The following is an 18,039-nucleotide window of genomic DNA, read 5'->3' on the forward strand; positions in this document are numbered from 1 at the left end:
CAGCCGCGCCGTTTAGCGTGGGATTGCACCGTTCAAGACGTAGTTAGAACTGAATGACGTATTACCGGGGTGCAGCAATACATTGCCTAACAGGATGTTGATGTCATTATTGGGGCCTGAAAACAGCGTATAACCGTCCAGATTCAAATCGCTGGCATAATAGCCACCTAAACGGTAGTAAGTGTTTGTCAACACATTGCCGGGGGCGATCAGAATCGCACCTAAGATAACGTTAGCGTCACTGCCCGGTCCGACTGCAATGGAACTGTTGCTGTTATTGGCATCGCCTCCCCATAGCAGGGCAGTAACGCCATCGGTCAGGCGTTGGTCTATACCGTAAGTTGGTGTGGTAGGATCTGTGAAATCAAGCGAAATAGGTTCATGGGTCAAGTGTAATGATGCGGCACTCATCACCCCAATGTGGTTGCGGTGACGCACTGCGACATAATAATTCCCATCGGCGATGCCATTGAAAGCCAAACTGGGGGAGCCACTGGGGGCGCTGATGATGTCGCCATCCCGTTGGACTAAACCCGCTTTAGCCGCTACCCGGATTTTGGGGTCGCTGGCATCACGTAATTCCACCAATACCCAATCAACAGGCGCGTCGTCACCCGTCGTGGCAAGCATGGCGTCGGTGGCAGTTTCTGTGCCGGGGTAGTTAAAGGGCGGGATGTTTTCTACATTGGAATAGCCAAATGACGCCAGTAACGTGCCATAAGGTTGTAACTTGGGTAAATAACCTAATTTCCGCAAATCATCCGACATCCGTTTGGTGGCTAAATTAAAGTTGCCCTGAAAAAACACGCGGGTGGTCACGCGAACACCGGGTTCATCATAGTTATCTAGGTAGTTAGGCGTACCGTCATCATCGCTGTCGACAGCATCTGCCGGGTTGCTATCGTTATTTACGTCAGGTTGCTCATCAACGGTTGCTTTGCCATCGCCGTCATCGTCGGTGTCGCGGTAATCGGGCGTGCCATCCTTATCCGAATCGCGGGCATCCGCTGGGCTGCCATCCGTATTTGGGTCAGGTGTCTCAAAGCGCGTAGCAATGCTGTCGCCGTCATCATCCGTGTCACGGTAATCGGGGATGCCATCCTTGTCGGTATCATCATCCAGCGGCGTGCCGCCATTGTAGTTTTCATTGCGGGTTTGGAGGCCATCGCCATCATCATCGGTATCTTTCGCGTCAATCATGCCATCGCCATCGGTATCCCGTGGTTTACTGAGGTCAGCGCCTACTTCGGCAGCATCATTGAGGCCATCACCGTCTGTGTCGGCCTTGAGCGGGTCAGTATCTGTTTTGTTTACCTCGTCGCCATCGCTTAAGCCATCGCCATCGGTGTCTGCTTTGATGGGGCTGGTTCCGTAAGTGTCGATTTCCTCCTTGTCGCTTAATCCGTCGCCATCGCTGTCGGAACTGTATGGGTCAGTGCCTATTTCGACTTCCTTGGAATCGGGAATTCCGTCGCCATCGCTGTCTTCATCGACATTAGTGATTGCTACGCTGAGTGCTTGGATAGTACAGCCACCTTTGCTATCACAAACGCTCACCCGTACTTCATAGGTATTATTCTTGTCAGCATCCAGCGGATGTTCAAAATCCGGGGAGGTGGTGAAGTTTAGGCTGCCATCGGCAGGGTTGATGGTGAAACGTGATTTGTCTTCCCCACCCGTTAATGACCAAACGAGTCCTGCGCCTTCTTTGTCGCCATCGGCATCGGTGGCGTCGTAATTTAGGACAGTATCCTTGCTGCCTTCGGTAAAATTGACAGTATAAGTTGCGGCATTACTGTTGTTGGTAATGGCTGGGGCATTATTTGCTATCGGCAGTAATGTGAGTATGGCGGTGTCATCTTCCCCCGGTTTCGTGTTGTGGTTGAGCGGGGCGGAATCTGGGTCTTCATTGAAGGCATAAATAATTTCACCAGTGACTTGGTAACTGGCATCCGTACCGACCCGCGCCCGTACTTTCAGGCTTTTGGAGCCGCCTGCCGGAATAACATCGGCATTCCATTCAGCAGTTACTGGATTGTATGCCCCACCAGAATCGTCGCTTACCCACGTCATGCCAGCGGGCCATTCCAGCCCTAGTTGCGCCATACTGGTTGCAATGCTGGATGCATTATTGATTGTCCACGTGAGTTCGACTTCGCTATTTTGGGAGGGGCTGCTTGTGCTGGCGCTAGCGCTCAATGACAAGTCAACCGGCTCGGATTTGGTGCTGGTTAGCCATTTGAAAGCCGCACCTGAGTCGTAGCCTGCATCCGCAGCATCCGCCAATGCCAGCTTGACGTGGTAGGTGTTCCCCGGCAGTAATCCGCCCATCGAGGCGGTTAGGGTTTTGGTGAAACCGTCCAATTGCGAGATTGGGCTGCCGCCCCCATTGCCGTTATCGACGAAGTAGGCGGTATTGCCCAATTGGCAGGCCGTTCCGTCGGCAGAGGAGCCTTTGACCCCGCCATTGATGTTATTGACCGCAATCGGGGTGGTCGAAGCTGGTAAAAAGGCGGCATTTTGCGTCCCGACCAAGCCGGGGCCGGAAATGAACAGGCCAAAAGCATCGTTAAATTGGCTGCATACGAATTCGGGGTATTCTTCTGAGCCGAAAGTGAACACAAAGTTGGCGCGATCCCCGAGTGGTACGATGTCGAACTCAAGGATGATCGGATCGTATTTGGCGTATGTGCTGATCTTTTTTAGGTCAGGGTCTGCATAAACCACACCCGTGCGGTAGTAGTAAGAGCCGGAGTTGTTAGGCCCTTGCAAGCTGCCGATGTTGCCGGTATTGAGGAATACACCCGTCTCGAACCCTAGCGTCGCTTTGCCGCCCGTCATGATGCCGTATTGCTGATTGATGCCTTTTGTTACCTGAAAGTTGCTGACGCTAAGGCCGGGGCCATCCAGAACAGCGCCCATTTCAGCAGCGGTGCTGCCCGCATTGAACGATAGAGCGGCGTAGGCGCTCATGCCCGTGCTGTAAAGCAGGCAAGCGATTAGGAAGAGAAACGGCTTTGCCGTTATTGTTGTTATGATTTTCATAGCCCTGACTCTTGCGAACCATCGTACATGCTGCCAACCCCCTTGCAGCATTTGTCACAACGATGTTACTTCATTGATGAAATCTATACTAGCATCACAAATGCGCCACTTATCCGATTGTACCGTTCATGGCTGTTGTCACCGGGGCTTTGTCCGCATAATTAAGCCAGACCAAAACCCAACAATAAATAACAATAACAGGTGTCTATCATGTCCAGACATTGCTCCGTGGCAGCCGTACTGGTATGCGTAACCACGAGTTTGCCGCTATCGGCGTCAGCCAATGCTCCAGCGTGGGAATCTTGGGGGCAACCTTATCAGCAGCCACGCCGTGTCTATGCGCCACCTCGTCCCGTGAACCCCGTATACCAGCAAGCGTCCTATGCTTCCTATTCGCCAGACAGTGCGGCACTGGATTGTGGCTTTGCCCAAGCCTTGAACTTGCCTGACCAGTGTATCCGTAAGAATGAGCGTACCCGTCAGGGGCTATTGGGCTTGACCAATTACCTCAAGCGTTTGCCCTTGGCGGCGCAGGTTGCGCCCTTATGGGGCAGGGTTTCCAATGCCGCGTTACTGGAAACCGTGAATGAATTGCTCGCATGGCACGATGGACTTGCGCCCGGAACCTTACAGGATCGTTTTTTCTTGCGTGAACTCAGTTCGGCAGGGCGTGCGGCGGAAGCGGAATATACCGGCTATTTCACCCCCTTGCTGTCGGTGCATGAACACCCTGACGGTGAATACCGCATCCCCATTTACCGCAAGCCAGCGGGCGGGTTGGCATCGTTGAGCCACGCTGAAATTGCCAGCCGCGCCCTAAGTGGGCGGAACTTGGAAGTGGCGTGGACGAATGATGCCGTCAACCTGTTTTTTGCCCAAGTGCAAGGTTCCGGTGTTGCGCGTTTCCCGGATGGGAGTGAAATGGTGCTGGAGTATGCCGGGGATAATGGTAAGCGTTTCCGCAGTATTGCCGATTACATGCGCCAGCAAGGGTTTAGGCCGCGCAATTACGGCAATGAGGCCATCCGCGAGTGGTTGCGGGAGAATCCATCCAAAATTGGGGAGGTATTAACGGCTAACCCGCGCTATGTGTTCTTTAAGTTGACCTCGGGTTTACCCACAACATCTTCAGGGTTGCAGGTCATTCCTGGACATACTATTGCTGTCGACAGTAACTACATTCCGCTGGGGGCAGTATTGCTGGCAGAAGTGCCGCGCATTGATGCCGACGGGCAGAACGTGGGGCAAGACTGGCGCTTGTTGTTCGCGCAGGATCAAGGCGGGGACATCAAAGGAGCGGGTAGGCTGGATTTATACACAGGCTTTGGGCAACCGGCAGAAAACCTCGCCCACGGGATTACCGGCTTCCGCAAAGCCTACATGCTGGTGCGCAGGCCGGGGTACGGGCGCGGGGAGAATGTCGCTGGTATGTAGCAACTATTCCGCATAGAATTCTTTATTAGCTTAGTGTATGGAGAATTGAGGGAATTCTGATGCAACGCAAGGAATTGTTGTACGCCGCTGTCGGTGTCTTATTGATGTGTCATGTTGCCGTGCAAGCGGCTGATGCGCCCGCGCCCGCAGGGTGCGATGTCCAGATTCAAGGGGCGAGTTTGACCTTGGATGAACACTGTATCCGCAAAACCCCGGAACTGCGTAATGCGCTGGTAGATATGGCGGTTTATTTACAAACCACCGATGTTTCCCGGCTGGCAACGCCGGACTATCACGGGCCAATGGATAAGGCGCGGTTGATCCGTACCGTTGAACAAGTGATCGCGTGGATGGACGGTAAAACGGTTCCCGGCAAGTCCATCGGGCAACAGTTTGACTTTTACGCACTGGGCAACCCGCAGGATAAGCGCCCGGTGCAGTACGGCGGTTATTTCACCCCTATCTTGGATGTGCAAAAAACGGCATCGGCGGAATACCGCTACCCGGTGTATACCAAACCCAAAACGGATGCGCCTTTGCCTTCCCGCCGTGAAATCATGCAGGGGGCATTGCGTGATAAGGGGCTGGAAATCGCGTGGACAAACGACCCCATTGAGTATTACTTCATGCAAGTGCAGGGGTCTGGTTTGATCCGTTACCCGGATGGCAAAACTCAGTTGCTGGGCTTCGCGGGTAAAAATGCTTACCCCTATGTCAGCATCGGGCGTTACATGAAGGAAAATAATTATCTGCGCACCGATAATTTGTCCAATAATGCTGTCCGCCAGTGGTTGCGGTTAAATCCCGATAAGTTGGATGAGGTGCTGAACGCTAACCAATCCTTTGTGTTTTTCCGCCCGGTCAAAGATGTATTGCGCAGCGCTTCTGGCTTGCCGGTCGTGCCGGGGTATACGGCGTCGGTGGATAACAGCATGATCCCTTTCGGTTCTATCTTACTGGCGGAATTGCCAATACGTGACATGGATGGAAAAATCGTGCAACATGAATGGCGTGTGCTTTTAGCAACAGACCGCAGTTCCGACGACCGGGGCGCTGTCCGTATCGGTATCTATACCGGCGAAGGGGAAGAGGGGCGTGCACAGATACAGCGCTTTTTCCCCGCAGGGCGTGCATTCCTGTTGCAGAGTGGGTCATGAGACCTGTTAATTTTCACTCCCTGCATATTGGCAGGGGTATTTTGATAATAATAATGAGTATGGAATAGGGGGCTATTCATGCTGGGTTACATCGACTGGATCATTATTCTGATTGCCTTAATGGCGGCGGTAGGGGCGCTTTTGCTGCTTTACCCGCAAAGTGGCAACCGCGATGTGCGGGGTATCCGCGAACTGCGCTCACAAGCCGAAAAAGACCGCAAACGCATTGCCGACGTATTGGAAATTACCCAACACGGCGCACAAGATGCCGAAAGTTTGGTGAAGAAGCTCAAGGATCAGGTTTCTGATGTCAGCCGCAATTATCAGGCTACCCAAGCACGGGTTGAGCAAGTCGAGCGCATGATTGAGCGCGTCAGTACGGCTGAGCATGAAATGCGTGACATTTCCACCCAACTGGGCGAACGTCTGCAACACCTGCAAGGCTATTGGGATGAGCAATTGGGCGATTCCGTGGAAAGCGTCAAGCGCATCCGTGGCAAGTTAAAAGAAGGGCTGGAAAGTGTTGACGAAAGTCTGTTCCGCCTGCGTGACCAAGAGAAAATGGCGCAAGGTTTCACCCGCAAGCTGATTGACCATCATCAGCAGCAAGTGCAACACCAACAGGAAAATACCCGCCTGTCTGCCGAAGTCCATAGCCGTCTGGAAGACATGCTTAAAGAGTCCAGCCACTTGTTGGAGCAAATGCAACGTTACCAGCAAGATGCTGATGAGGTTTTCCAAAGCTTCAATCAAGAAATGTCGGGGATGGAATCGCAAGCCAGCGAACAGTTTACGGCGCTGTTCCAAACCACCGACCAAGCGCGTTCGGAACTGACTGCCGGTTTGGAAGAAAGCCGCCAACATCTCGGCGAAATGCGCATCCGTGAAGCCCAAAGCGATGACCTCAGCCGCCGCATCCGTCAGCAGTTTGAACAGATTGACCACATCCGCGTGGAACGTATCAGCAAGACCCTTGATCTGACCGACCAGATTTCCAATGACTTGCACAAAGGCGTGACCAACGCCCGCGAGATGTTGTCGACGTTGGAACGTGCCGTCATGGATGTGTCTTCCTCGCTATCGGTGGCGCAGCCACAAGCGGAAAAGCAAAAGCAGCCGGAGGAGGTAATCGTTCCTACCGAGGAGGTTGCTCCTGTAGCAGCGCCTGTGTTGCCGCAAGCCAGCATTATTACCCTTCAGGATCATGCCGATGTCGATTTGCTGGATATGCTAGCTCCCGTGCATGGAGCCAATGCGGACGCCGATGAAAGCAGTACCAGTAATCTTGTATCCTTGCGGGCTTATCGTTAATTTGATTTGTATCATGAACTAACCCGCTAATGGGGCGTAGATTGCAGGGTAAACTTGCGATCTACAGGAATGCTCATGAACAAAAATACGTTATTGGCAGGTGTGCTGCTGTGTTGTGCCCCTTTTGTACAAGCTGAAGAACGTGCCATGCTGGTGCTGGACGCTTCCGGCAGTATGTGGGGTCAAATTGACGGTAAAGCCAAAATCGACATTGCCCGCGAATCCCTCAAAACTTTGGTGGCTGATTGGCCTGAAGGCCGCTCGGTCGGACTGGTCGCTTACGGTCATCGTCAAAAGGATGACTGCAACGACATTGAAACCCTGCTTCCGGCGGGTGCAGTGGATGCCGCTAAGATCAGTAAAATTGTTGACGGTTTAACCCCCAAAGGCAAAACCCCGCTTTCCGCCGCCGTCAAACATGCCGCAGAAGCCCTCAAATACACCGAAGAAAAAGCCACTGTCATCCTCATCAGCGATGGGGTGGAAACCTGTAACCTTGATCCTTGTGCATTGGGGACTGAACTGGAAAAGCTCGGTGTGGATTTCACCGCGCACGTCATCGGTTTCGATGTTGCCAAGGTGGAAGACCAAAAAGGTTTGCGCTGTCTGGCAGAAAACACGGGCGGGAAATTCATTTCCGCTGCCAATGCAGGCGAACTCAAAACGGCGCTGGAACAAACCGCCAAAGCCCCCGAACCAGAACCCCAACCCGCGCCAGCGCCTGAGAAAAAGCCCGAAGCACCTGTATTGCCCAAGGCCACGCTGACCGTTACCCCTGCTGAAACCATCAAGGGCGCAGAAATTGAGGTGAAGGTGGAAGGTGATGCCGACATGACGAAAGATGCTGGTATGCACCTTGAACTGTTTATGGTTGGCAAAAATGTGGCAGTAAACCATCAATATTTGTATCAAGATAAAAAATTAGGCGGTTATAAGTCTGCCAAGTTCCGTATGCCTAACGTAACAGGGGATTTTGTCGTTCGGTTGGCAAAAGGCGATCACCGCGAATTGGTTGCTGAAGCTGCTGTGAAGGTTGTCGAAGCGGAAATCAAGCTGCTCGCGCCAGCTCAAGCCGCACAGGGCAGTAAGATCGAAGTGAAATTGGATGCGCCGTTGGGATTGCGGGGCGATGTGCGCCTTTATCCGCAAAATGGCACGAAATCGGTTGGTTTGGGTTACGTGCGCGAAGATGCCGTTGAAAACTACAAGCCCATGAAATTCACGCTGCCGGAAGTCGCAGGCGTGTATGTCTTCAAATTTGAGGCAGCACCTGACAAGAAGGTCATGGCAGAACTGCCTATCCAGATTGGGGGAACGCAACCATGAACTTAAAAAAAGCAATGTTACTGCCTGCCCTGTGTTTGGCTCTGTCTGCCAGCGCGTGGGCGGACGATGCCAGCGATGCCATTGATAAGGCCGCAGCCCTGTACAAAGAAGGCAAAACCCAACAAGCCATTGCCCAACTGGAGTTGGCAACCCAGTTTATCCGCCAACAACGCGCTGAAGCCATGCAGCAAGTCTTGCCGGAACCGTTGGACGGTTGGGCAGCGGAAGAAGCCACGTCTTCCAGCGCGGGTTCTGCCATGTTGGGTGGTGGTTCCACCATCAAGCGTACTTACAGCAAGGATGACAAAAACCTCAGCATTGAGATCATGGCAGATTCGCCGATGATGCAAAGCATGATGGCGATTTTCACCAACCCGATGTTCGGGGCGGCTGCTCAAGGCGGCAAGGTGCAAATGATTAACGGGCAGCAAGCTATCCTCAAGGATAACGGCCTGATGATGGTGGTAGATAACACTTTCATGATCCAGATCAATGCCGAGAAGGGGATGGATGCTGATTTGATCGCTTATGCCAATGCAATTGACCTAAAAAAGTTGTCCAACTTCAAGTAAGTCGATAAGAAGGAACAAAGTTATGAAACGAGTGCAACTGAAAATGGCAGCGCTTGCCCTGCTAGTGATGGCAGGCTGCGTGGAAAACCCCGTCATCAATGACGCCCATGCCAATTACGCCGACATTGCCCGTCCATCATTGGCGGTGGATGTGAAAGTGGATGGCGACCAAAGCGGCGCTGCCCGCGAATTCCCGGTTAATGGCAATCCTGCGCATTACCGCGCTTATGTGCAAGCCAATCCGGGCGAGCGTTACCGTCTGCGTGTAACCAATCACTCCGGGCAACGTGTTGGTGTCGTTATTGCGGTGGATGGGCGTAACATCCTCAGCGGTAAGCAGTCAAACTTAGCCAATAATGAGCGCATGTACATTTTGGAACCTTATGAAAGCAGCAGTTATGAGGGCTGGCGCACAGGGCAAAACCAAACTAACCGCTTCTTTTTCACGGAGTCGACGAATTCCTATGCGGCTGCGTGGGGTGATACCAGTGCGATGGGGGTGATTGCGATGGCGGCGTATGCGGAAAATGTTCCCATTCCCGTGCCGATGTTAGAAGAACGCATGGCAGCGCCTTCCCCGATGGCTCCTGCTGCTGCCCCTGCGCCGGGGACAGGTTTCGGTGAGTCTACGTATTCGCCCAGCCATACGGTTGATTTTGAGCCAGTTAGCAGCCCAATGGAAAAGCTGTTCCTGAAATACGAATGGCGGCAGACCTTGTGCGACAAACACATATTGCCAGAATGCCGCACCTCATCCGGTGGCAACCGTTTCTGGCCTGACAACGGCGGCTATGCGCCACCGCCACCACGCCATTAAGTAACGGTTATTCGCTTGCCCCCACGAAATCACCCATCTTGGGGGCAAACGGATCCATCACCACGATTTCGCCGTCTTTAATACGGCGCATCAGGTTGTCGCCGTGCAAATCCCACGCAAGGTGTGCTTCGTGTTCGCGGAAATATTTGCATAATTTGCGGATGTCGTCCGCCAAGCTATCGCCGTAGCGTTCCCGAATCCACGAAATGATTTCGCCACGGGCTTGCTCGTCTTTCCAGTCCATCCCGTAGACATTTTCAGTGAAGAAATTGGAGTCGGCTTCGTCTAGGTGTTCCAAACGCTCCATGACGTAAATCATGCGGTAGTCGGGTTCATCGTAAGAGAATAGGCGGATAGTGGACGGGTCAAGGTTATTGTTTTCCTCATCCAGCACCCCGATGCGGCGGATGAACGGGACTTTGACCAAATCCATCTGTTTGATGGCATCGCTGAAATATTCTAGCCCCAAGGCGTATTTTTCCAAGATGACGTAATCCGCCCATGCAGCGGTGGTCGTGTCAGCCAGAAAAACCTGTTTACAACGGGCACATTTGACGCGGAGGTGTTTGCCGTGGTCAAAGCAGCTCAGTTCGTACACATTGGTCAGGAAGGTGTTTTCGCATTGGGGGCAGTTCATGCGTTTGAACTTACCCTGCACGAAACATTCTAGAATGTCTTTGCTAGAGTCCGTATCCATAATTAATAGTCTATGCCGTTGTTCAGGAGGAATGGGGTTCCGCACTGGCTGATGCCGGGGAAGTAATCGTCGATCCACAGGCCGACGCTGATCCCTTCATGCAGCATGAAGGCGCGTTTACGTTTGCCATCGGTGGTGTATACCTTGATGCCTGCATCATGCACTTTGTCATGAATTTCTTCGAGGTTGCCGTGTAGGTCATCCCGCAAGGTACAGATGATGGGTTCCCAATTGTGGGCGCGGTAAGCGTCGATGAGGTCAAGGTAGAAATCCACATCAGCGGTAATGGTATTGTCAAAGTCAATGGCAATCACACGGGATGTAAGCGAATCAGCCATCACATACTGGTCAACGATGAATTCGTTGAATTCCCTATGGATGCGGTGCTCCCCATTGATTTCGATGGCGCTTTTCAGCACCTCAAAAGCCGGGTGTGGATTGTGGGGTCGATGATAAAAAACGAGTCCACTCATTAACGAAAATCTCTCTTTCTCTCTAGCGTGTGTAAGGTATCTGTCGTGTTGTTTTTATGCTACTAGGATAGGGGTTAAATGCCCTGTATACAATGAGATAAAGCAAGGTTTACGTAGTCGGGGAATAAAAAAGTGGGGGAAAAGAGAAAGGCCCCGAAGGGCCTTTCCTTTGTTCGACAAGTTTGCCAGATGGCAATCGCCGCTTAGTGTGCTTGCGCAGCTTCAGCGTTGATACCAGTGTTCTGACGAACATACAACTCGTCCCACATTTCTTCTGCGCGACGGTCACGAGTGAACAGTGAGAGCAGAATTGTCACCAAGAAGCCCAATGGGATGGAGATCAAACCAGGGTTCTTCAGCAAGAACGTCGGTTTTTCCAAGCCCATCATGCTGGTGGTTTGGCCTTCAAACTTTTTCAAGTCGCCTTCAGCAGCTTTGATGGCTTTTTCCAGACCAGCAATTTCCTTACTCTTAGCAGTTTTTGCTGCTTCATCAGTCAGGGTTGCCAGATCAGCTTGCGCCTTTGCCAGTTTTTCAACTGCGCCGGGCTTCGCTGGTTTTTCTGGGGAAGCTTTCACTGCTTTCTTGCACGCTGGGTCTGCAAACAGTTCGCACATGAAACCACCCACAGCAGGGGTTGCTTCTGTTACGGCTGGTTTTGCAGGTTCACCTTGCAGGACTTTGTTCGCATCAGCAATTTTAGCCAATGGGTAAGTCATGTTCGGGGAGATCATTACCAGATAGATAGCACTGATTGCACCAACCAACATACCGCCGACGACGCCGTAGGTATTGGTTTTCTTCCAGTACAGGGTCAGGAAGACCGCTGGCAGGTTAGAAGATGCAGCAACCGCGAAGGCCAGTGCTACCAAGTGGGCAACGTTTTGACCCTTAGCAGCAATACCAACGTAGATAGCCAATGCGCCAACGATAACGGTAGCAACGCGGGCAGCAGTGATTTGCTCTTTCGCAGTAGCGTGGTCGCCACGTACAACACCCACATACAAGTCATGGGACATTGCAGAAGCAGCCGCCAGTACCAGACCAGCAACAACCGCTACGATGGTAGCAAATGCAACCGCAGCAACGAATGCCAAGAACAAGTTACCCAGTACGGAGTCAGCACCGCCACCGATGAACTGTGCCAGCAATGGAGCAGCCATGTTGCCGCCTTTATCCAGACCTGCGATAGCAGATGGAGTAACGTGCATTGCAGCGCCCAAGCCCAAGAACAGAGTCAGGACATAGAAGCCACCGATGATAGCCATTGCCCAGATAACAGATTGACGTGCAGCTTGTGCTGTTGGAACAGTGAAGAAGCGCATCAGGATGTGTGGCATACCCGCAGTACCCAGTACCAGAGCCATACCCAGAGAGATTTGGTCAATCGGGCTCTTCAGGTACAGGCCAGGTTCGAGGAAGCGTTGGCCCAGTTCAGCAGGTGTCATGTTGGCAGCAGCATCGCCGACCAGTTTAGCAACTTGCTTTTGGATGTCAGGATTGTCAACAGCCGCTTGCAGGAAGCCAGGGAAGGAGAAGCCATACTGACCCCAAGTGAACGCAACCAACAAGATAGAAGCTGTTACCAGCAGGATTGCCTTGATGATTTGAACCCAAGTGGTTGCTTTCATGCCGCCGAAGATAACGTAAGTCAGCATCAGCACGCCTACCGCCATAACGGAAATTTCATAGTCAATACCGATCAGGGTTTTGACCAGAACGCCGCCGCCTACCATCTGTGCAGTCAGGTAGAAAGTGGAAACCGTAACGGTGGAAATCGCTGCAACAGTTTTGGATGCTTTAGGGCCGTTACGGAAAGCCAGAATGTCACCCAGTGTGTATTTACCGATGTTACGGCAGGGTTCAGCAATGACCAACAGTACGGTGATGTAAGCCACCAACCAACCTACGGAGTACATGAAGCCATCATACCCGTAGAGGGAGATCAGACCAGCAATACCGAGGAAAGATGCTGCTGACAGGTAGTCACCGGCAATCGCCCAGCCGTTTTGAATACCAGTAACAGAACGCCCTGCGGCATAGAAGTCAGACGCAGAGTGGGTTTGCTTTGCAGCACGGTAAGTAACGTACATGGTCAGGCCGATGATCGCGCCAAATACCAAGAATGTCAGGAACTTGAACTTATCAGCTACGGCGCCAGCGTCCGCAGCAAAGGCTGCTTGGCTTGCCAACAATGTCAGTAACAGGGCTATCGAGCCAGTCCAGAAAGTTTTCTTCATGTCTCTCTCCCTTACTTCATTAAATGTGCGTCACGGACGATTTCGGCTGCCATAGCATCGAAATCGCGGTTGGCGCGGCGAGTGTAGATAAAGGCAATGCTCCAAGCTACGATGAACTCAGACAAAGCAAACAGGATGCCGACGTTGACCGGCCCCCAGACTTTGATTTTGTACAGTTCAGGATAGTAGCCAGCCCCAATAGGTAGCAGGAAATAGTAAACGATTGAAAAGATCATCAGACCCCACAAGAATAGTGTTTTCTTCTTGTGCAAAGCCTGAAAACGAGGATCGCTATCAATAGCGGCCCAGTTGATGTTTGACGACATAATATAAGACTCCTCCGTTTGAGCTACAAACGCTTCGAGTTTAGCTTGAATGCAAACAGGATGTAAATTGCTGTAAGCATAAATTCTATGGATTGCCCAACATTTTGTAGATATTTGTGCGGTGCTTTAGGGGAAATATAAGCGTTTTCTACAATAAACCCATCATTATTGTCGACAATCTTGTTTTTGCACCAAAATGGTGCTTAAAGATAGTGGTAAAACGTGCAAAAAGAGTGCGTATCGTCCATTATCCTACTGATTTTACGGAATTATCAGCTATGGCACTGAAATTGCATATTATTTCACATGAAAGAAGCAAAAATGAACCGTCATGATCTGTTGGACATCCTCACTTGCGCTATTTTGGTGCTGGATGAGAAAAAACGGGTGGTTTACATGAACCAGTCGGGGGAAGTGCTGTTTGGGCAGAGCCAGCAGCGGGCGTTGGGAGAGCCGGTTGCACAGCTTTTGCGCAGCGATATTTTTCATGAGCATTTGGAGCTGACGCGGTGTCAGCACGATCCGCAGTCGATTCGTGAGTGTGCGGTGGAGCTGGGCAATGGTGAACAAATCACCATTGATTGCATCATTACGCCCTTATCCGTGCATGACTGGACAAACCATGTGTTGCTGGAAATCCAGCGCGTTGACCGTCAGTTACGTATCGTGCGTGAAGAGCAGATGATCCACCAGCAGCAGGCGATCCGCGAACTGGTGCGTGGCATTGCGCATGAAATCAAGAATCCTTTGGGTGGTTTGCGTGGCGCTGCGCAGTTATTGGAAAGCGAGCTGGACAACCCGGAACTCAAGGAATACACGCAGATCATCATTTCTGAAGCTGACCGCCTGAAAAATCTGGTGAATGGCTTATTGGGGCCGCGTACCTTGCCGCGCCCAGAAGCTGTCAACATTCACGAGGTGTTGGAGCATGTGCGCAGTCTGGTCAGTGCCGGTGCTTCGCCAGAGCTGCATTTTGTGCGGGATTACGACCCCAGTATCCCGGAGTTCCAAGGCGACCGCGACCAGTTGGTGCAGGTGGTGCTGAATATTGTCACCAATGCTATCCGCGTATTGGATGGCAAAGGCGTGGTGCAATTGCGTACCCGTATCCTGCGCCAGTTTACCATCCAGCAGGTGCGTTACCGCCATGTGCTGAAAGTTGATATTTGTGATAACGGGGCAGGCGTTCCCGAGCATTTGCGTGACAAGCTGTTCCTGCCAATGGTCAGTGGTCATGCGGAAGGCAGCGGACTTGGCCTAGCAATTGCACAGTCGTTGGTACGTCGCCACCACGGGCTGATCCAGTATGAATCAGTGCCCGGTTACACGTGTTTTTCTATCCTGATTCCGTTGGAGAATGGACATGCCCCTCGCTGAAAATATATGGATTGCCGATGATGACCGCTCTATCCGTTGGGTGCTGGAACGCGCCTTACAAAAAGCGGAGATTGAGGTGCGCAGTTTTGAATCGGCGGATCAGGTCATTGTTGCCCTGCGTACCCAGCAGCCCGATGCCTTGATGACTGACATCCGTATGCCCGGCACAGACGGCTTGCGCCTGTTGGAACGGATGCAACGCGAATACCCTGAAATCCCCGTGATCATTATGACCGCGCATTCTGACCTTGAAAGTGCGGTATCCGCGTATCAAGGCGGGGCATTTGAATACCTGCCCAAGCCTTTCGACGTGAATGAAGCGGTCGATCTGGTGCGGCGTGCTTGCAAAATGCGCCGTGAGCGCGAAACTGATGTGGCTGCTGATCCGCACATTGAGTTGCTGGGCGGGCGTGAAATCATCGGTCATGCTCCGGCGATGCAGGAAGTGTTCCGTGCCATCGGGCGTTTGTCCAAATCCAGCATTACCGTGTTGATCACCGGCGAATCGGGTACGGGCAAGGAATTGGTGGCGAAAGCCCTACATACCCACAGCCCGCGCACCAACAAACCGTTTATTGCCCTGAATACGGCGGCGATTCCCCGCGAGTTGCTGGAGTCGGAATTGTTTGGGCACGAAAAAGGTGCATTCACGGGTGCGTATGCACAACGTAAAGGCCGCTTTGAGCAGGCCGATGGCGGCACGTTGTTCCTCGATGAAATTGGTGACATGCCCGCTGAATTGCAGACCCGTTTATTGCGGGTATTGGCGGAAGGCACGTTTTACCGCGTCGGTGGGCACACGCCAGTAAAAGTGGATGTGCGCATCATTGCTGCCACCCACCAAAATCTGGAAGAGCTGGTGCACAAAGGCACGTTCCGCGAGGATTTATTTCACCGCCTCAACGTCATCCGCATCCACAACCCGCCGCTGCGGGAACGCCGTGAAGACATCCCGCTGCTGCTCAACCACTTCCTGCGCCGTGCGGCAGAAGAGCTGCAAGTGGAATCCAAAAGCCTGTCACAGCGCGTCACAGAGCACCTGCAAAGCCTGCCGTGGGCGGGGAACGTGCGCCAACTGGAAAATATCTGCCGTTGGCTGACGGTGATGGCTTCCGGGCGTGAAATCGTCATGGATGATTTACCTGCCGAGCTGCTGGAAACCGACGCCAATAAACCGGAAATCCCTAATAACTGGGAAAAGTCCTTGGCGCAATTTGCCGATTTCAAACTCAATAAGGGCGCGGCGAACCTGCTGGATGAACTCACCCCGATTTTCGAGCGCATCTTGTTGCAAGCGGCGTTGAAAAAAACTGGCGGGCGCAAGATCGAAGCCGCAGAACTGTTGGGCTGGGGACGCAATACCTTGACCCGCAAGCTCAAAGAACTTGGGGTTGAGGACAATTAAGGCGAAGCGGGCGGCGTGTTGAGCTGGGTCAGGCGCGTTCCGCTAATCGGGGCATCCACACCGAAGCCGCAGAAGCTGCCGGAACATTCCTGCATGTGTACCAGCTTGTCGGTCAAGTAGCGGCTTTCAAACCCGGCGTAGCGCAGCGTTAGCGCATCCAGCATGGCAATGTCGATGGTTTCAAATTCTTGGCCTTCCAGTGCTTTGTGGGTGACAAAGCCGTTGGCAGAATCCCAGATATTGAAAAAGGTGCGGAAACGGTCTTGTTTGTAGAAATCTTCTTCGGTGAAGTACGCCGCCACGTCGCCGGGGATGTGGTCGCCGAAAGCTACCACGATGGTGCGTTCCGGCAGTTTTTTCAGTTGCGCCAGCAGGCTTTCGTAGGCTTTCACCGACAGTTTCATGCGTTCGCTGTAATCCAACATGATGGAACACTGCTTTTCCGTCAAGCCCGGTTTGCAGCGGCTGGTGTCGAACGTCGTGCTTTTTTCGTGCGGCGAATGCTGGCGCATGGTGGCAACAAAGGTGAATAGCGGCTGCTCGTTGAGTTTCACCTGTTTGACCGCTTCATCGAAAAACACCTCATCGGGCATCTTGTTCCATTTGCGTTTGGCGCATTCCGGCATGGCTTTGCAGTCAATGAAATCTTGGATGCCTAACTGTTCGTGGAAGCGTTGCCCACCGTAGAAACGTCCGGCAATCGGGTAAATGGTTTTGGTTTTGTAACCCAAGCCTGCCAATTGGCGGGCTATCCTGCCATCCAAGCGTCCGGGGGCGAATAGATTGATGGATTTCCATCCGTTGCCGTACAGCGGCGGGGCAACCCCATGCAAAAAGGAAATTTCTTGTACCCACGTACTGCCGCCAGCGGTGTACACCTTGAGCGGGTAAGCATCTTTGAAGAATTTGTCTTGTGCCTTAAAGTTCAAGACTTCTTCGGGGGGGAAGGTGGATTCTTCTAGGATGACGATGATGTTGGGTTTTTTATCGGGGGTGGCGGTGAACGTTTCTGCTACTTTGTCGGATTTGAAACAGCAATAACTGCTTTTGTGCGCTTGGGTTGGTTCTTCCAGTTGGGTGCGCCAGATGCTTTGGACAAAAATGGGCAGGGTATTTTGGTATTGCGATGTCCATTGCAGGTCAATGTAAAACGCCGGGATGTTCAGTGCCATAAACAACAGGGCGACACTGCCGAAGGTGAGGCTGGCGTGCTTGCGTTGCCATGCGGTGAGCGGCTTTTCCACGGCAAACACGATCAGCAACAGCAGCAGGTAGCCAATGACTAATAGTGTTGGCAGTAGCCCCATTTCCAGTAAGGTTTCGGCGCTTAAGGCGGCAACGATCAGGTCGGGTGCGACTAATTGGGAACCCAAAAACTGGTATTTGATGGCTGCCCCGATCCATAGCCCGCCGATCACGGTGGAGGCAAGCCCCGCCGAAAACCAAGGGCGACGTGACAGCAAGAACAGGCCAACTGCTAGCATTACCCATGCCAAAATGATGTATAGCCTGTTATAGATTCCACCCCAAACCCCGGTGCTGCCTTGCTCTACGGTCAAAACATAGAACATGAATAGCGTTACGGGCAGTGCGATCATGAACGGTAAGCGGCGCAACCAGATGAATGACATGATTTCCCCAATAAAATTTTCTTGGCAAGAATAACGTCTTTGTCATCAATTTGTAACATTGGTTGCATAGAAAAAGGAAGTCTACCCAAAATCAATACAGTTAAGCAGCGTTCCCCTACCAAACGTCCTGCCATACATGGCAAAACCTGCATCCCCTAACCACAATCAGTACCTAACTGCTGGATAGGGATTGCCGGTTAAATATGCAATTGACAACTTCAAGAGGTC

At 52.3% G+C, this 18,039-nt stretch carries 14 protein-coding genes; 8 read left to right on the forward strand and 6 right to left on the reverse strand.

What is annotated here, in order from left to right:
• Positions 1-12 precede the first annotated feature (12 nt).
• On the reverse strand, positions 13-3,045 hold the full coding sequence (locus PHE17_RS08805; protein ID WP_301015462.1) for a choice-of-anchor L domain-containing protein: 3,033 nt from the start codon (positions 3,043-3,045) through the stop codon (positions 13-15).
• Between the two features lie 210 nt (positions 3,046-3,255).
• Between PHE17_RS08805 and PHE17_RS08810 the strand changes: the two genes are divergently transcribed.
• The 6 genes from PHE17_RS08810 (at position 3,256) to PHE17_RS08835 (ending at position 9,662) form a co-directional block, all read left to right on the forward strand.
• Entirely contained in the window at positions 3,256-4,479 is a 1,224-nt protein-coding gene (locus tag PHE17_RS08810; protein WP_301015463.1) for an MltA domain-containing protein, read from the forward strand.
• 59 nt (positions 4,480-4,538) lie between these two features.
• A complete protein-coding gene (locus PHE17_RS08815) occupies positions 4,539-5,636 on the forward strand; it encodes an MltA domain-containing protein (RefSeq protein WP_301015464.1) in 1,098 nt (365 codons plus the stop codon).
• 78 nt (positions 5,637-5,714) lie between these two features.
• The gene (locus PHE17_RS08820; protein WP_301015465.1) at positions 5,715-6,947 is read left to right on the forward strand and encodes a hypothetical protein; all 1,233 of its coding nucleotides are present in this window, start codon (positions 5,715-5,717) and stop codon (positions 6,945-6,947) included.
• Positions 6,948-7,022: 75 nt separating this feature from the next.
• The gene (locus tag PHE17_RS08825) at positions 7,023-8,273 is read left to right on the forward strand and encodes a VWA domain-containing protein (RefSeq protein ID WP_301015466.1); all 1,251 of its coding nucleotides are present in this window, start codon (positions 7,023-7,025) and stop codon (positions 8,271-8,273) included.
• Entirely contained in the window at positions 8,270-8,845 is a 576-nt protein-coding gene (locus PHE17_RS08830; RefSeq protein WP_301015467.1) for a hypothetical protein, read from the forward strand. Before PHE17_RS08825 ends, PHE17_RS08830 begins: the two co-directional genes overlap by 4 nt.
• A 22-nt stretch (positions 8,846-8,867) precedes the next feature.
• A complete protein-coding gene (locus PHE17_RS08835) occupies positions 8,868-9,662 on the forward strand; it encodes a hypothetical protein (protein ID WP_301015468.1) in 795 nt (264 codons plus the stop codon).
• A gap of 7 nt (positions 9,663-9,669) precedes the next feature.
• On the opposite strand, the gene PHE17_RS08840 is transcribed toward PHE17_RS08835, so the two are convergent.
• The 4 genes from PHE17_RS08840 to PHE17_RS08855 form a co-directional block, all read right to left on the reverse strand.
• Positions 9,670-10,359 carry a hypothetical protein gene (locus tag PHE17_RS08840; RefSeq protein WP_301015469.1) on the reverse strand — a complete coding sequence of 230 codons (690 nt, stop codon included), beginning with the start codon at positions 10,357-10,359 and terminating at the stop codon, positions 9,670-9,672.
• Positions 10,360-10,361: 2 nt separating this feature from the next.
• Positions 10,362-10,832 carry a hypothetical protein gene (locus tag PHE17_RS08845; RefSeq protein ID WP_301015470.1) on the reverse strand — a complete coding sequence of 157 codons (471 nt, stop codon included), beginning with the start codon at positions 10,830-10,832 and terminating at the stop codon, positions 10,362-10,364.
• Between the two features lie 203 nt (positions 10,833-11,035).
• Complete coding sequence (locus PHE17_RS08850) at positions 11,036-13,072, reverse strand: cation acetate symporter (RefSeq protein WP_301015471.1); 2,037 nt, start codon at positions 13,070-13,072, stop codon at positions 11,036-11,038.
• Positions 13,073-13,083: 11 nt separating this feature from the next.
• Complete coding sequence (locus tag PHE17_RS08855; RefSeq protein ID WP_301015472.1) at positions 13,084-13,398, reverse strand: DUF485 domain-containing protein; 315 nt, start codon at positions 13,396-13,398, stop codon at positions 13,084-13,086.
• A 321-nt stretch (positions 13,399-13,719) separates the two neighbouring features.
• Between PHE17_RS08855 and glnL the strand changes: the two genes are divergently transcribed.
• Together glnL and ntrC are read left to right on the forward strand one after the other, a co-directional pair.
• Positions 13,720-14,775 carry a nitrogen regulation protein NR(II) gene (gene glnL, locus PHE17_RS08860; RefSeq protein ID WP_301015473.1) on the forward strand — a complete coding sequence of 352 codons (1,056 nt, stop codon included), beginning with the start codon at positions 13,720-13,722 and terminating at the stop codon, positions 14,773-14,775.
• Entirely contained in the window at positions 14,762-16,180 is a 1,419-nt protein-coding gene (gene ntrC / locus PHE17_RS08865; RefSeq protein ID WP_301015474.1) for a nitrogen regulation protein NR(I), read from the forward strand. Before glnL ends, ntrC begins: the two co-directional genes overlap by 14 nt.
• Here the strand turns inward: ntrC and PHE17_RS08870 are convergent.
• On the reverse strand, positions 16,177-17,811 hold the full coding sequence (locus tag PHE17_RS08870) for a sulfatase-like hydrolase/transferase (RefSeq protein ID WP_301015475.1): 1,635 nt from the start codon (positions 17,809-17,811) through the stop codon (positions 16,177-16,179). The genes ntrC and PHE17_RS08870 overlap by 4 nt on opposite strands.
• Positions 17,812-18,039 lie beyond the last annotated feature (228 nt).

This window comes from Thiothrix sp. (assembly GCF_028714775.1).
GTDB lineage: Bacteria > Pseudomonadota > Gammaproteobacteria > Thiotrichales > Thiotrichaceae > Thiothrix.

Coding starts and splice junctions, on each gene's coding strand:
- PHE17_RS08805 (WP_301015462.1), bottom strand. CDS start 3,045: ATGAAAATCATAACAACAATAACGGCAAAGCCGTTTCTCTTCCTAATC.
- PHE17_RS08810 (WP_301015463.1), top strand. CDS start 3,256: ATGTCCAGACATTGCTCCGTGGCAGCCGTACTGGTATGCGTAACCACG.
- PHE17_RS08815 (WP_301015464.1), top strand. CDS start 4,539: ATGCAACGCAAGGAATTGTTGTACGCCGCTGTCGGTGTCTTATTGATG.
- PHE17_RS08820 (WP_301015465.1), top strand. CDS start 5,715: ATGCTGGGTTACATCGACTGGATCATTATTCTGATTGCCTTAATGGCG.
- PHE17_RS08825 (WP_301015466.1), top strand. CDS start 7,023: ATGAACAAAAATACGTTATTGGCAGGTGTGCTGCTGTGTTGTGCCCCT.
- PHE17_RS08830 (WP_301015467.1), top strand. CDS start 8,270: ATGAACTTAAAAAAAGCAATGTTACTGCCTGCCCTGTGTTTGGCTCTG.
- PHE17_RS08835 (WP_301015468.1), top strand. CDS start 8,868: ATGAAACGAGTGCAACTGAAAATGGCAGCGCTTGCCCTGCTAGTGATG.
- PHE17_RS08840 (WP_301015469.1), bottom strand. CDS start 10,359: ATGGATACGGACTCTAGCAAAGACATTCTAGAATGTTTCGTGCAGGGT.
- PHE17_RS08845 (WP_301015470.1), bottom strand. CDS start 10,832: ATGAGTGGACTCGTTTTTTATCATCGACCCCACAATCCACACCCGGCT.
- PHE17_RS08850 (WP_301015471.1), bottom strand. CDS start 13,072: ATGAAGAAAACTTTCTGGACTGGCTCGATAGCCCTGTTACTGACATTG.
- PHE17_RS08855 (WP_301015472.1), bottom strand. CDS start 13,398: ATGTCGTCAAACATCAACTGGGCCGCTATTGATAGCGATCCTCGTTTT.
- glnL (WP_301015473.1), top strand. CDS start 13,720: ATGAACCGTCATGATCTGTTGGACATCCTCACTTGCGCTATTTTGGTG.
- ntrC (WP_301015474.1), top strand. CDS start 14,762: ATGCCCCTCGCTGAAAATATATGGATTGCCGATGATGACCGCTCTATC.
- PHE17_RS08870 (WP_301015475.1), bottom strand. CDS start 17,811: ATGTCATTCATCTGGTTGCGCCGCTTACCGTTCATGATCGCACTGCCC.